Here is a 12881-nt window from a genome sequence, read left to right as displayed (position 1 = left end):
TTCCCTTCTCACCGGGCTCGACGTCGGGCACGCCATACCTCCCTGATTTCCGGGGGATTGCGGCGCCTGAGCGCACCTGCGACCGTTCAGGACTGTGACTCAAACTCGACGGCCAGTCGGAGCCCCTCCCGTACATCCACGCATGGGGGTTCGCGCGACGACGGCGTGACGGCGGCGCGCTCGACCGCCGTCACGCGACCCGTCGCCGGTCTCCAGGAGCGTGCCACGGCCGAGCTCGCCGAGGTCGACACGAACATCGCCGACCTCGCCACCATCCGCACCACCCTGGCGACCGCCGTCGAGGCAGGCTGCGACGACCTGACCACCTGCGCGGCCTGCTGGGCGCTGCCCGTTCCTCATCACCGCGGGCATCGTCGGGGCCGACGCGGGTGCGGTGCCGGGCCGGCTGCCCACCGTGGCCGCCGTCCCGGCCGTGCTCGCCGTCGGCACCTGGTGGCTCAGTCAGCGGCGCCGCTCTTGCTCCTGTAGGACGAAGAGCGCGGGTGAGGACGGAAGCGGCTGCCAGAAGAAACTGCGGCGGTGCACCGTGCCCAGCTCGGTCTGTAGGGGCAACGGCGCCACGACCAGTAAGGGACAGGCTGCGTGCGCGAGGCCGTAGCGGGCCAGCGAGGGGCGCGTGCGGCGGCGGAACGGGGCACGTGAGCCGGTGCCGACGACCAAGAGGTCCTTCACGCCACGGGCGGTGTCCACCAGGACGGCGCCGGGTGTGCCCCGTCGGTAAGGCCCGCGAAGGCGGCTCCGGGCTTCGCCGCACGGTAACGCCGCGCCGAGCACCTCGCGACGTCTCCCGACGGCAGTGGGACGGCATTCCGCCAGGGCGGAGGGGCTGAGCCCGTTTCTGCTGCCGAGTTCGCCGCCCCGTGATTGCCACACCAGGACGACCCTCAGCTCCGCCTCACGTACGCGGGCCTCCGCGGCTGCCCGGTGCCGAGCGGCCAGGCCGGTCGCCGCCTGCCGTCAGTGATCCGTATGGAGTGGGCCGGTGGCCGTACGGGTCCCGTTACGGGGTGCCCGCTGAGGTGCGGGAGGGGGGATAGCTTCGGTTGCACGTCCCGGACTGCCTCCCCGCGCCGGGACGTACCTGCCACTCGTGGTTCCCCGAGGAGGGCCCCTGTGCTTGTTCCAGTACGACGGATCCGACTCCGAGCCCGAGGAACAGAGCCCGGCCGGGCCTCTTTACGTGGCCGCCCGGCCGGGAGGAGCGCACGTCGTCGTGCGGCTGTTCCGCACTCCGCTGGGAGCCCGTACCGCCGTCGGTTTCACCAGCCCGGAACGGCTGGCCGCCACTCTCGGTACGGCCCAGCCCTGGATCCGGCTCTTCGAGGCCGCACTGCGCGCAATGGCCCGGCCGCTCGGCGCCCCCCCCTGACCGTCGATCCGGTTCTCACCGCGCCCGCGGTCCCTGCGGCGGGTACGGCGGGACCCGCCGGAGCCCCGTTCCCACGGGTGCCCGAGACCACGGCCCGCACGGTCTGAAGGGGGAGCAGACCATGACCACCGCCGTTGCCCTCAGCGAGATCGCCGACCGGAGCGACACCCCGACCCACGTGCTGGACGAGGGCGAGGTGCGCGGGCGTTGCCGGACGTATCGCGACGCCTTCCCCGACGCGGACGTGCTGTACGCGGCCAAGGCGTTCCTCTCCCCGAACTGGCCGACTGGACAGCCGTGTTGAACGACGGCAGGATCGCCGCCCAGGGCACCGCCGAGGAGCTCAAGCGTCTCATCCCGGGCGGGCACATCCGGCTCCGCTCACCGACCCGGTCGCGTACCAGTCCGGCGCAGCCGCCCTGCGCGAGGTCACCCGGGACGACGAGGCACTGTCGCTGTCCATCCCCAGCGACGGCAGTCAGCGCGACAGTTGGCCATCGACAACGGCGAGGAGATCCAGACGGCCGTTCTCCTGCTCGTCGTCGGGTTGATCGTCTCGCAGCTGGCAGTCCGTGTGCGGCGGGAGCTCGTCGGCCTGCTGGGGCTTCGCGGCTGTCGCTTCCAGTACGGCAGTCTCATCGGGCACTTCCCCCGCCTTGAGCACGACGGCGGCCTGTGGCTGCGCCGCGGCGACCGGATCACCGAGTACGCCGGCCCGAAGAGGCCCGCTTGGTGGCCGTCGCCCTGACGGCGCAGGCAGGAGCCGCCCTGGACACGGCCGGCCTGTTCCACCAGGGGTGAGCGGCGATGCACGGCCCCTCGCGTAAGGACGGCATCAAGAGTTCCGCGACGTCCGTATAGACCCCGTCAAAGCGTCTTAACGCCGGGATGAAGACACGGTTATCTCGTCATCGGCCATCTGGCCGATTCATCACTTCCCTCTTCATCCAGGAGCTCACGATGGCCGACCTGGCCTTCGTCGTCACCACGGTCGCGGTCTTCGCGCTGGTGGCCTTCATCGCCCGGGGGGTGACCAAGCTGTGACGGTTGAGAACATCGTCGGTCTGCTGGTCGCCGTCTCCCTGCTCGGTTACCTCGTCCTCGCCCTCGTGTACCCGGAGAGGTTCTGAGCACTGATATGAGCCCCGTAACCGCTGGCGTGCTCCAGTTGCTCGCGCTGATCGCCGCGCTCGCGCTGGCCTATCGTCCCCTGGGCGACTACATGGCCCGCGTCTACTCCTCCGAGAAGCACTACCGCCCGGAGAAGTGGATCTACAAGGCCATCGGCGCCAACCCGTCGGCCGAGATGCGCTGGCCCGCCTACCTGCGTGCCGTCCTCGCCTTCTCCGCCGTCAGCGTCCTCTTCCTCTACCTGCTGCAGCGCCTGCAGGGCAGCCTGCCCGGCTCGCTCGGTTTCGTCTCCATCGACCCCGACCAGGCCTTCAACACCGCCGCGTCCTTCGTCGCCAACACGAACTGGCAGTCGTACTACGGCGAGCAGGCCATGGGCCACGTCGTGCAGACCGGCGGCCTGGCGGTGCAGAACTTCGTCTCCGCGGCCGTCGGCATGGCCGTCGCCGTGGCCCTCGTACGGGGCTTCTCCCGTTCGCGTACGGGTGAGCTGGGCAACTTCTGGGCCGACCTGGTCCGCGGCACCGTCCGCATCCTGCTGCCGATCGCCGTGATCGGCGCGATCGTCCTGGTCGCCTGCGGCGTCATCCAGAACTTCGCCGGGATCCACGAGGTCGGCCAGTTCACGGGCGGAACCCAGCAGTGGAACGGCGGGGCGGTCGCCTCCCAGGAGGTCATCAAGGAACTCGGCACCAACGGTGGCGGCTACTTCAACGCCAACTCGGCCCACCCCTTCGAGAACCCCACCCCCTTCTCGAACCTGTTCGAGATCTTCCTGATCCTGGTCATCCCCTTCGCGATGACCCGCACCTTCGGCAAGATGGTCGGCTCGGTCAAGCAGGGCTACGCGATCCTCGCCACCATGGGCATCATCTGGCTCGGCTTCACCGCGCTGATGATGTGGACGGAGTTCGCGCACCCCGGCCCGGCCTTCGACGTCGCCGGCGGGGCGATGGAGGGCAAGGAGACCCGCTTCGGCATCGGCGGCTCCTCGATCTTCGCGGTGGCCACCACCCTGACGTCCACGGGCGCGGTCAACTCCTTCCACTCCTCCTACACCGGCTTCGGCGGCGGCATCACCATGCTGGGCATGCAGCTCGGCGAGATCGCGCCCGGCGGTGTCGGCTCCGGCCTCTACGGCATGCTGATCATGGCGATCATCGCCGTGTTCATCGCCGGCCTGATGGTCGGCCGCACCCCGGAGTACCTGGGCAAGAAGATCGGCACCCGCGAGATCAAGCTCGCGGCCTGCTACATCCTCATCACCCCCGCCCTGGTGCTGTGCTTCACCGCGGCCGCCATGGCCCTGCCCACCCCGGCCAACTCCATGACGAACAGCGGGGCGCACAGCTTCTCCGAGATCCTCTACGCCTACACCTCCGGCGCCAACAACAACGGCTCGGCCTTCGCCGGCCTGAACGCCGACACCCAGTGGTTCAACAGCACCATCGGCATCGCCATGCTGCTCGGCCGCTTCCTGCCGATGGTGTTCGTCCTCGCGCTGGCCGGTTCGCTGGCCGAGCAGAAGCCCGTCCCCGAGACGGCGGGCACCCTGCGCACCGACAAGCCGCTCTACGCGGGCCTGCTCGTCGGCACCATCCTCATCATCGCCGGACTCACCTACTTCCCGGCGCTGGCGCTGGGTCCGCTCGCCGAAGGGCTCGCAGCATGAGCACCATCACCCCCACGAGGGCTCCGCACCAGGACGTGCCCACCGGCCACAAGCCGGACGCCGGCCGCGTCGGTGGCGGCCTCTTCGACCCCGAGCAGCTGCTGAAGTCCCTCCCCGACGCGGTCCGCAAGCTCGACCCCCGCATCATGGTCAAGTCCCCGGTCATGTTCGTGGTCCTGATCGGCTCGGTGGTCACGACCGTCCTGGCGATCAAAGACCCGACGGACTGGTTCGGCTGGGCCATCACCGCCTGGCTGTGGCTGACCACGATCTTCGCGAACCTCGCCGAAGCCGTCGCCGAGGGCCGCGGCAAGGCCCAGGCCGACACCCTGCGCAAGGCCAAAACCGACTCCGTCGCCCGCCGCCTGACCGGTGATGGCAGGAGCGAGGAGCAGGTCCCGGGAGGCGAGCTGCGTATAGGCGATCTGGTCGTCTGCGAGGCCGGCGACGTCATCCCCGGCGACGGTGACGTCGTGGAAGGCGTCGCGTCCGTCGACGAGTCGGCCATCACCGGCGAGTCCGCGCCCGTCATCCGCGAATCCGGCGGCGACCGCTCGGCCGTCACCGGCGGCACGAAGGTCCTCTCCGACCGGATCGTCATCAAGATCACGACCAAGCCCGGCGAAACGTTCATCGACCGCATGATCGCCCTCGTCGAGGGCGCGGCCCGGCAGAAGACGCCCAACGAGATCGCACTGAACATCCTCCTCGCGTCCCTCACGATCGTCTTCCTGCTCGCGGTCGTCACGCTCCAGCCGTTCGCGATCTACGCGGGCGCCGAGCAGTCGATGATCGTGCTGACGGCCCTGCTGGTCTGCCTGATCCCGACCACGATCGGCGCGCTGCTCTCCGCCATCGGCATCGCGGGCATGGACCGGCTCGTCCAGCGCAACGTCCTCGCGATGAGCGGTCGTGCCGTGGAAGCCGCCGGCGACGTCTCGACCCTGCTGCTCGACAAGACCGGCACCATCACCCTCGGCAACCGCCAGGCCTCTGAATTCGTCCCGGTCAAGGGCACCACGGAGGCCGAACTCGCCGACGCAGCCCAGCTGTCGTCCCTCGCGGACGAGACCCCCGAGGGCCGCTCCATCGTGGTCCTCGCGAAGGAGAAGTACGGGCTGCGCGAACGCCACCAGGGCGAACTGGCCCAGGCCGAGTGGATCGCCTTCACCGCGCAGACCCGTATGTCGGGGGTCGACGTGGACGGCAAGCAGACCCGCAAGGGCGCCGCCGGCTCGGTCATCACCTGGGTGCGGGAACAGGGCGGTCAGGTCTCCGACGACGCCGACGATCTCGCCAACAGGATCTCGGAAGCCGGTGGCACGCCGCTCCTCGTCGCCGTCAAGGACGGTCGGGGCGCCCGCGTCCTGGGCGTCATCCACCTCAAGGACGTCGTCAAGGAGGGCATGCGCGAGCGGTTCTACGAACTGCGCCGCATGGGCATCAAGACGATCATGATCACGGGCGACAACCCGCTCACCGCCAAGGCCATCGCCGAAGAAGCGGGCGTGGACGACTTCCTCGCGGAAGCCACCCCCGAGGACAAGATGGCCCTCATCAAGCGCGAACAGGCCGGGGGCAAGCTGGTCGCGATGACCGGCGACGGTACGAACGACGCACCGGCCCTGGCGCAGGCCGACGTCGGCGTGGCGATGAACACGGGCACCTCGGCCGCCAAGGAGGCCGGGAACATGGTGGACCTCGACTCCAACCCGACCAAGCTCATCGAGATCGTCGAGATCGGCAAGCAGCTCCTCATCACCCGCGGAGCCCTGACCACCTTCTCCATCGCCAACGACGTCGCGAAGTACTTCGCGATCATCCCGGCCATGTTCACCGTGGTCTACCCGGGCCTGGACAAGCTCAACATCATGGGCCTGTCCTCCCCCGAGTCGGCCATCCTGTCCGCCGTCATCTTCAACGCGCTGATCATCATCGCCCTCGTACCGCTCGCCCTCAAGGGCGTTCGGTACCGGCCCACCAGCGCCGACAAGATGCTCCGCCGCAACCTCGGCCTGTACGGCGTGGGTGGTCTCATCGCCCCTTTCATCGGCATCAAGCTCATCGACGTCCTCATCTCCCTCATCCCCGGAATCGGTTGATCTGCGATGAACAACTCTGTAGGCAACACGGCGCGCCTGATCGGCGCGGGCCTGCGGGCCCTGCTGGTCCTCACGGTGATCTGCGGTGTGCTCTACCCGCTCGCCGTCACCGGGATCGCCCAGGCCCTGTTCAACGACAAGGCCAACGGCTCCGAGATCAAGGACAAGAGCGGCACCGTCGTCGGCTCCTCCCTCATCGGGCAGACGTACACCCTCCCGAAGAACGATCCGAATGACGCCGAGGAGGCGGCCCGGCCGGACCTGAAGTGGTTCCAGCCGCGCCCCTCCAACGGCCTGGGCAGCAACAGCGCCAACACCCGGTACTCGCTGATCCTCTCCGGCGCCACCAACCGGTCCGCCGACAACGGCGCGGTGAACGGTGTCTGCACCAAGAACGCTGAGGAGGGCACCCTCTGCGCCCGGGTCGTCGCCGCCAAGGAAGCCGTCATCGCCGACAACTCCACCGCGGGCCACCGGGTCAAGCCCGAGGACGTCCCCGCAGACGCCGTCACCTCCTCCGGCTCCGGCCTCGACCCGAACATCTCCCCCGAGTACGCCAAGCTCCAGGTCCACCGGGTCGCCGAGCAGAACGGCCTCGCCGTCGCCCAGGTGGAGAAGCTGGTGGAGGACAACACCCAGGGCCGCACCCTCGGCTTCATGGGCGAACCGCGCGTCAACGTCCTCGAACTCAACATCGCCCTGAAGGCGCTCTCCAAGAGCTGATGCGCCACAACGCACGCACCGGGAGCCTGCGGGGCGTGCCGATCCCCCCGGCCTCGGCAGGGGGGTGGGGGGAGAGCAACGCCCCCGTCGGCTCCCACCGTGCCCGTACCGAAGGAAAGGCCGCACACCGATGACCCGGGTGCTGGTGGTGGAGGATGATCCCCAGCTCGTCCGCGCGCTGAGGATCAACCTCCAGGCGCGCAGGTTCGAGGTCGAGGAGGCCGGCGACGGCAGCGCGGCCCTGTGGCTCGCGGCGGCGCGCAAGCCGGACGTCATCGTGCTGGACCTCGGCCTGCCCGACATGGACGGCATCGACGTCATCAAGGGCGTCCGCGGCTGGAGCGAGATCCCCATCCTGGTCCTCTCCGCGCGCCACACCTCCGAGAACAAGATCCGGGCCCTGGACGCCGGCGCCGACGACTACGTGACGAAACCGTTCAGCACGGACGAACTCCTGGCCCGCCTCCGGGTGGCCGCCCGTAGACAGGAAGCCCCGGCGGCCTCGCAGGCGACCGAGGTCTCCGTCGTCACGCCCGACGAAATTCACCATCGACCTGGTCGCGAGGAAGGTGTGGCGGGGCGAGCGCAGCGTACGGCTCACCCCGACCGAATGGCACCTGGTGAAGATCCTGATCACCCACCCCGGTCGTCCGAGACCGCAGCCCAGGGCGAGCAGGAACTCGCGGCGACGGACGGCTGCCAGCCTGCGGAACTCGCCCACCTCGATCGGGCGTAGGGCGGCGTAGACGACAATCGCGCCGAGGGCGGCGTGTGGGCCAGCAGCGGGCGCAGGAAGAGCAGGACGGCGGCCACGCAGCCGCGCCAACGAGGGAGTACGCCTCTGTGCGGGCGCCCGAGGAGTCCGCGAGGGCGGTGCGGCTGGCGCTCCTGCTGACCGGGAAGCCGTGCAGGACTCCGGCGCCGATATTTGCCGTGCCGAGGGCCGACAGCTCGCGGTTGGCGTCCAGGGGGTGTGGGTCGTCGTGCCGGGCGAACGCGCGTGCGGTCAGGACGACGTCGGTGTAGCCGACCAGCAGAACGCCGAGAGCCGGCAGGACCAGGTCGGCGAGGTCAGTCAGCCCGGGCAGGGCGAAACCCGGCAAGCCGGTCGGGACCGCGCCGATGACGTCGATTCCCTGTTGCTCGTCCGGCGCGAAGACCGCCACCACCGCCGTGGCGAGAACGAGGACAACGAGTGGTCCGGGCAGAGCCCGCCACAGCAGGGGCAGGGTGAACAGCAGGAGCAGGCAGCCCGCGGCCATTACGGTCGTGGGCCGGCGCAGGTCGCCGGTAGCCACGGAAGGCGGGAGGGATCGCAGTGCGCCGTCCGTGCTTCGGCATGGCGCCTCCGGGACTCCAACCGGCTGTGGTCACATCGTGCCGGTCGGAGGGCTGCAATGAGGTGAAGCGCGCGAGTGAGCCGACCGCTACGTGCTGCTCTCCCGCAGACGGAAGCCGGTGACGATGTCGGGCCTGATCCGGATCGCGTCCGACGCAGTGCCCTGGACCCAGGGCTGCAGGTGATGCGCGTAGCGTTCGATCTCGCTGGGGGCGGTGACGACGGTGGCGTAGCCGGTGGCGACCACGCTCCACCCCAGGCGTTCGCCTTGATCGATGGCGTCGGCTTCGTACGCGACGACCACCCCCGCATCGCCCTGGGCTGCGAGCACGGCTGCCAGCGTCGAGCCGTCCTGGACCTGGACGATGATGTCGCCCGCGTCGAGAAGGTGGTTGACCGGACGCACGGCGGGCAGCGCGTGACGGGTGAACACGATCCGGCCCAGTTCGACGGTGCCCAGCAACTGCAGCGCCTCGTCCGCGCTGAGCTCTTCCATCTGTCGTCCGGGCATGCTGACGGCAGGCGAGCTGGGGGTCGTAACGGCCGGGTCGCTCTTCATCGTGTGCATCCTTGGTCAAGCGGGCGGGACGCTGGCGCCCTTGTCCGCTGTCGGCTTCTCAAAGGGGCGTGGGCCCAGGGGCATGGCTTCGCTGCACCGCGAGCCGCCGACCGTACTCCTCGTCGTCGATCTCGCCTCCGGCGAATCGTTCCGCGAGAAGCCTCTCGGCCCTTGTCTGAGGCTGGGTGCGGCGCGGGTGCTGTGCGCCCGTCCGCACCGTCTCGCCTGAGGGCGCGGACCACGAGAATTCCAGTACATCGCGCACCTACCGGGTGGACGGGGTCGACGGCCGCGTGCCGGCCATCTGCTGCCAGGATCTCCGGCTGCACCAACCCCGGGCATGGGCCGGTCGGCCCACAGTCGGGGCCACAGGGCCCATGCCCGGGAACGGCGGGAACGTCAAGACTGAAGACGGACTCGAACAGGAGGCCGTCCATGAGTACCCATTCACCCACGCGTGTCTCCGAGGCGCTCCCCGCCGACTGCCGTTCTCGTCTGGTGGAACTGGCCCAAGAGGTCAACTTCGACGAAGGGACGCATCTCTTCCGCGAAGGTGGCCACGCCGACCGGTTCTGGATCGTCCGGTCCGGCACCGTGACCTTGGACGTCCATGTGCCCGGGCGGCGCGCCGCCGTCATCGAGAGCCTCGGCGCCGGCCAACTGGTCGGCTGCAGGCCGCCCGCGGGCGCCTTATCGATCTGTACGCGCCCTACGGCAGCGGCAGCTTCCTCTGATCGTCCGCACGGCGAAGGAGCCGGTCATGCCCGCATCCCGCTACACCGTCAGTGATGTCATGACGCACACGGCTGTCGCCATCGGCCGCGAAGCGTCCTACAAGGAGATCGTCGAGCTGATGCACCAGTGGAAGGTCAGCGCGGTTCCCGTCCTGGAAGGCGAGGGACGGGTCGTCGGTGTCGTCTCCGAGGCGGACCTGCTGCCGAAGGAAGAGTTCCGGCGGACGGATCCCTCTCTGCCCGGTCAGCTGGAGGAGGCGTCGAAGGCCGCCGGGGTGCTGGCCGAGGAGCTCATGTCGAGCCCGGCGATCACCGTGCATCCCGACGCGCCCGTTGCCGAAGCCGCCCGGATCATGGCGCGCAAGCACGTCAAGCGCCTGCCCGTGGTGAACGCGCTCGGCATGCTGGAGGGTGTGGTCAGCCGCAGCGACCTCCTCAAGGTGTTCCTGCGGCCCGACGAGGAGCTCGAGGAGGAGATCCGCCAGAGCGTGCTCGCCGAGCTGACACCCGGCGTGAACGTGGACTTCGCCGTACAGGACGGCGTCGTCACTCTGCGCGGCCCGCTGCGGGACCGGGCCCTGGTCCCCCTGCTCGCACGGGCGATCCGCGCGGTCGAGGGTGTCGTGGACGTCCGGATGGAGCTGAACGGCGCCGTCGCTGCCTAGTGCCTAGTGCCTTCACGGCCACGGGGTGCGTTGCGCACCTTCCTGAGACAATGCGGATGGAAAGCGTCATGGGGACCGAACCAGGGGCGATCATGTCCGATGATCCGAAGGCATCCGCCGAGGCGCCGATCAAGGTGTTCCTCCTGGACGACCACGAGGTGGTCCGGCGCGGGCTGCGTGACCTCCTGGACGCCGAGCCGGACATCACCGTCGTGGGCGAGGCGGGCACGGCCGAACAGGCACTGGCCCGCGGGCCGGCGCTGCGCCCGGACGTGGCCGTGCTCGACGTACGGCTGCCCGACAGCGACGGCGTCACTGTATGCCGCGAGTTGCGCTCTCGCATGCCCGGCCTGGCCTGTCTGATGCTGACGTCCTTCGATGACGAGGACGCGCTGCTGGACGCGATCATGGCGGGTGCCGCCGGGTACGTACTGAAGCAGATCAAGGGTTCCGACCTGGTCTCCGCCGTCAGGACGGTGGCGACAGGCCAGTCGATGCTGGACCCGGCCACCACCGCCCGTCTGATGCACTCCCTGCGGGACCCCGAGGCCGCCCAGGAACCGGAAGACGCCCGGCTGGCGGCTCTGTCAGAACGCGAGCGGGCAGTGTTGGAGCTCATCGGTGAGGGCCTCACCAACCGGCAGATCGCGAAGCGGCTCTACCTGTCCGAAAAGACGGTCAAGAACCACATCTCACGGCTGCTGGGAAAGCTCGGCGTGGAGCGGCGGGTCCAGGCTGCCGTGATCGCCGCCCATGTACACGAGCACGACGTCGGGACCGCAAAGCAGTAGGAACGTCGGCGACGGTCACTGCGGGGGCGGGACCAGGGGCACCTTCCACTGCAGGCGAGTGCCCGGCTCACCGTCGCCCCGCGCTGCGACGTCCATCCGGCCGCCCAGCCTTTTGGCACGCTCTGCCAGGTTCCGCAGTCCGCCGCGCCGACCGCCCTCGGGCAGGCCGACGCCGTTGTCGGCCACGGTGATGGTCAGGGTTCCGGCGGCCGCGGAGATCGAGACCTCTGCCTGCGTGGCCTCGGCATGGCGGGCGACGTTGGTGAGAGCTTCCCCCACTACGGCGAGGGCCTCGTCCGCGACGGCCGACGGTACGTCGGTGTCGATCAGCCCCTCCATCCTGAGGGCCGGCGCGAAGCCGAGGGCTGCAGCGGCCTCGTCCATGGCCTGGACCAGGCGGGAGCGCAGTTTGGACACCTGACCGGGGACTTCGTGGTCGCGGAGTCCGAAGATCGTCGATCGGATGATCTTGATGGTGGCGTCGAGGTCGTCCACGGCACGTGCGAGGCGTTCGGACGCCTGGGGGTGGTCGACGAAGCGCTGGGCGCTCTGGAGGGTCATGCCGGTGGCGAAGAGGCGCTGGATGGCCAGATCGTGCAGGTCGCGGGCGATGCGGTCGTGGTCCTCCAGCAGGCTCATCTGCTCGGTGTCGCGGCGCCGGTCGGCAAGCTCCAACGCGAGGGCGGCCTGGCCCGCGAACCCCGGAAGCGCGGCGACCTCCGTGGTGGCGAAGGCGGGGCGACCGTGTCGCCGGGCAAGCATCAGGACGCCGCTGAGCCTTTCCTTGGTGCCAACGGTGACGGCCACGGCCGGGCCGAAGCCCGTCCACCGCTCGGGTTGCACAGTGACGCGCTCGTCGGCCGCCACGTCGGGAACCGTGATGAGGCCGTTGCCGGCCAGCGCGGCCTCGGCGAGAGTGCCCCGGGTGCTGGGCAGGACGATCCCGCGGTGCGCCTCGGCTCCCTCCCCGAGCGCGAGGGAGCCTCGCAGTTCACCGGCGGAGCCGAGCAGGTAGAAGACGCCCATGTCGGCGCCGGTGATGTCCTTGGCCCGCTCCAGCATGCCCTCGAGGACCTCGCCCTCGGCCGCTCCCGAGAGCAGGGCGCTGGTGATGTCGGAGCTGGCCTCCAGCCAGCGCTCGCGCAGCCGGACCTCCTCGAAGAGCCTGGCGTTCTCGATGGCGATGCCGGCCGCGACGGCGAGGGTGGACAGGACCGCCTCGTCCTCGGCGTCGAACTCAGCACCACCGCGCTTCTCGGTCAGATAGAGGTTGCCGAAGACGTCCTCGCGGACCCGGATCGGCACACCCAGGAAGGAGTGCATCGGCGGGTGGTGGTCCGGGAACCCGTACGAGGCAGGGTGCTCGGACAGCTCCGACAGCCGCAGTGGTTCGGGATGGCGGATCAGCTCGCCGAGGATGCCGTGGCCGGAGGGCAGGTCTCCGATCCGTGCGCGGAGGTCGTCGCTGATGCCGACGGGAAGGAACTCGGCCAGTTTCCTGTCGTTTCCGATGACTCCGAGGGCCCCGTATTCGGCGTCCACGAGAACCACGGCGGCCTCGACGATGCCGCGCAACACCTGCGGCAGGTCGAGTTCCCGGCCCACGGACATGACGGCCTCGAGCAGACCGTTCAGCCGGTCGCGCGTGCCCCTGACCTCGTCGATCCGCACCTGCAGCTCGTCCAGCAGTTCGTCGAGCCGCAGTCGGGGAACACCGCTTCCGGTGGGCTGTTCCCCTGTGCTCATGCCCGCCTCCGGCCGGAAGTGATGGCGAG

Annotated in this window: 14 protein-coding genes and 4 pseudogenes; 14 read left to right on the top strand and 4 right to left on the bottom strand. The window is 69.6% G+C overall.

Annotated features, from left to right (window positions below):
- Positions 1–462: 462 nt before the first annotated feature.
- The gene (locus OHA91_RS33800) at positions 463–960 is read right to left on the bottom strand and encodes a universal stress protein (RefSeq protein WP_328741197.1); all 498 of its coding nucleotides are present in this window, start codon (positions 958–960) and stop codon (positions 463–465) included.
- 178 nt (positions 961–1138) lie between these two features.
- On the opposite strand from OHA91_RS33800, the gene OHA91_RS33795 reads away from it, so the two are divergent.
- The 10 genes and pseudogenes from OHA91_RS33795 to OHA91_RS33750 form a co-directional block, all read left to right on the top strand.
- Positions 1139–1390, top strand: coding sequence for an SAV_915 family protein (locus OHA91_RS33795; RefSeq protein WP_328740612.1), 252 nt, complete (start codon positions 1139–1141; stop codon positions 1388–1390).
- A gap of 133 nt (positions 1391–1523) precedes the next feature.
- Positions 1524–1661 (top strand): annotated as a pseudogene (locus OHA91_RS33790) (diaminopimelate decarboxylase); the annotation flags it as partial.
- Positions 1662–1666: 5 nt separating this feature from the next.
- Positions 1667–1878, top strand: a pseudogene (locus OHA91_RS33785) (ABC transporter); the annotation flags it as partial.
- Between the two features lie 2 nt (positions 1879–1880).
- Positions 1881–2138: a hypothetical protein gene (locus OHA91_RS33780; protein ID WP_031157028.1), complete on the top strand. Its 258-nt coding sequence runs from the start codon at positions 1881–1883 to the stop codon at positions 2136–2138.
- Positions 2139–2278: 140 nt separating this feature from the next.
- Positions 2279–2434, top strand: coding sequence for a hypothetical protein (locus OHA91_RS33775; protein ID WP_167344742.1), 156 nt, complete (start codon positions 2279–2281; stop codon positions 2432–2434).
- Entirely contained in the window at positions 2431–2520 is a 90-nt protein-coding gene (gene kdpF, locus OHA91_RS33770) for a K(+)-transporting ATPase subunit F (protein ID WP_037633766.1), read from the top strand. Before OHA91_RS33775 ends, kdpF begins: the two co-directional genes overlap by 4 nt.
- Before the next feature lie 8 nt (positions 2521–2528).
- On the top strand, positions 2529–4193 hold the full coding sequence (kdpA, locus tag OHA91_RS33765) for a potassium-transporting ATPase subunit KdpA (RefSeq protein ID WP_328740611.1): 1665 nt from the start codon (positions 2529–2531) through the stop codon (positions 4191–4193).
- Entirely contained in the window at positions 4190–6295 is a 2106-nt protein-coding gene (kdpB, locus tag OHA91_RS33760; protein WP_328740610.1) for a potassium-transporting ATPase subunit KdpB, read from the top strand. The genes kdpA and kdpB overlap by 4 nt, the downstream gene beginning before the upstream one ends.
- 6 nt (positions 6296–6301) lie before the next feature.
- Entirely contained in the window at positions 6302–7018 is a 717-nt protein-coding gene (locus OHA91_RS33755) for a potassium-transporting ATPase subunit C (protein ID WP_031157021.1), read from the top strand.
- Between the two features lie 130 nt (positions 7019–7148).
- A pseudogene (locus tag OHA91_RS33750) lies at positions 7149–7668 on the top strand (response regulator transcription factor); the annotation flags it as partial.
- A 225-nt stretch (positions 7669–7893) separates the two neighbouring features.
- Here OHA91_RS33750 and OHA91_RS39925 read toward each other — a convergent pair.
- Together OHA91_RS39925 and OHA91_RS33740 are read right to left on the bottom strand one after the other, a co-directional pair.
- Positions 7894–8280 (bottom strand): annotated as a pseudogene (locus OHA91_RS39925) (SulP family inorganic anion transporter); the annotation flags it as partial.
- Between the two features lie 165 nt (positions 8281–8445).
- Complete coding sequence (locus OHA91_RS33740; RefSeq protein WP_266503912.1) at positions 8446–8916, bottom strand: pyridoxamine 5'-phosphate oxidase family protein; 471 nt, start codon at positions 8914–8916, stop codon at positions 8446–8448.
- An 82-nt stretch (positions 8917–8998) separates the two neighbouring features.
- On the opposite strand from OHA91_RS33740, the gene OHA91_RS33735 reads away from it, so the two are divergent.
- The 4 genes from OHA91_RS33735 to OHA91_RS33720 all read left to right on the top strand — a co-directional run bounded on the left by OHA91_RS33735 (position 8999) and on the right by OHA91_RS33720 (position 11106).
- Positions 8999–9145: a hypothetical protein gene (locus OHA91_RS33735; protein ID WP_328740609.1), complete on the top strand. Its 147-nt coding sequence runs from the start codon at positions 8999–9001 to the stop codon at positions 9143–9145.
- A gap of 206 nt (positions 9146–9351) precedes the next feature.
- On the top strand, positions 9352–9705 hold the full coding sequence (locus OHA91_RS33730; protein ID WP_328740608.1) for a cyclic nucleotide-binding domain-containing protein: 354 nt from the start codon (positions 9352–9354) through the stop codon (positions 9703–9705).
- Complete coding sequence (locus tag OHA91_RS33725; protein ID WP_328740607.1) at positions 9677–10315, top strand: CBS domain-containing protein; 639 nt, start codon at positions 9677–9679, stop codon at positions 10313–10315. The genes OHA91_RS33730 and OHA91_RS33725 overlap by 29 nt, the downstream gene beginning before the upstream one ends.
- Positions 10316–10407: 92 nt before the next feature.
- Entirely contained in the window at positions 10408–11106 is a 699-nt protein-coding gene (locus OHA91_RS33720; protein WP_328740606.1) for a response regulator transcription factor, read from the top strand.
- Between the two features lie 15 nt (positions 11107–11121).
- Here the strand turns inward: OHA91_RS33720 and OHA91_RS33715 are convergent, their stop codons facing one another.
- Positions 11122–12852, bottom strand: a complete 1731-nt coding sequence (locus OHA91_RS33715; protein WP_266503901.1) for a sensor histidine kinase — start codon at positions 12850–12852, stop codon at positions 11122–11124.
- Between the last annotated feature and the right edge of the window lie 29 nt (positions 12853–12881).

This window comes from Streptomyces erythrochromogenes (assembly GCF_036170895.1).
GTDB classification, from domain to species: Bacteria; Actinomycetota; Actinomycetes; order Streptomycetales; family Streptomycetaceae; genus Streptomyces; species Streptomyces erythrochromogenes.
Note: the sequence above shows the minus strand (reverse complement) of the source record. Positions and strands in the feature narration are given on the sequence as shown.

Bases quoted from the DNA above. Each gene is read 5' to 3' on its own strand.
- OHA91_RS33775 (WP_167344742.1), top strand. From the start codon at position 2,279: ATGAAGACACGGTTATCTCGTCATCGGCCATCTGGCCGATTCATCACT.
- kdpB (WP_328740610.1), top strand. From the start codon at position 4,190: ATGAGCACCATCACCCCCACGAGGGCTCCGCACCAGGACGTGCCCACC.
- kdpA (WP_328740611.1), top strand. From the start codon at position 2,529: ATGAGCCCCGTAACCGCTGGCGTGCTCCAGTTGCTCGCGCTGATCGCC.
- OHA91_RS33740 (WP_266503912.1), bottom strand. From the start codon at position 8,916: ATGAAGAGCGACCCGGCCGTTACGACCCCCAGCTCGCCTGCCGTCAGC.
- OHA91_RS33755 (WP_031157021.1), top strand. From the start codon at position 6,302: ATGAACAACTCTGTAGGCAACACGGCGCGCCTGATCGGCGCGGGCCTG.
- OHA91_RS33730 (WP_328740608.1), top strand. From the start codon at position 9,352: ATGAGTACCCATTCACCCACGCGTGTCTCCGAGGCGCTCCCCGCCGAC.
- OHA91_RS33715 (WP_266503901.1), bottom strand. From the start codon at position 12,852: ATGAGCACAGGGGAACAGCCCACCGGAAGCGGTGTTCCCCGACTGCGG.
- OHA91_RS33725 (WP_328740607.1), top strand. From the start codon at position 9,677: ATGCCCGCATCCCGCTACACCGTCAGTGATGTCATGACGCACACGGCT.
- OHA91_RS33720 (WP_328740606.1), top strand. From the start codon at position 10,408: ATGTCCGATGATCCGAAGGCATCCGCCGAGGCGCCGATCAAGGTGTTC.
- OHA91_RS33735 (WP_328740609.1), top strand. From the start codon at position 8,999: ATGGCTTCGCTGCACCGCGAGCCGCCGACCGTACTCCTCGTCGTCGAT.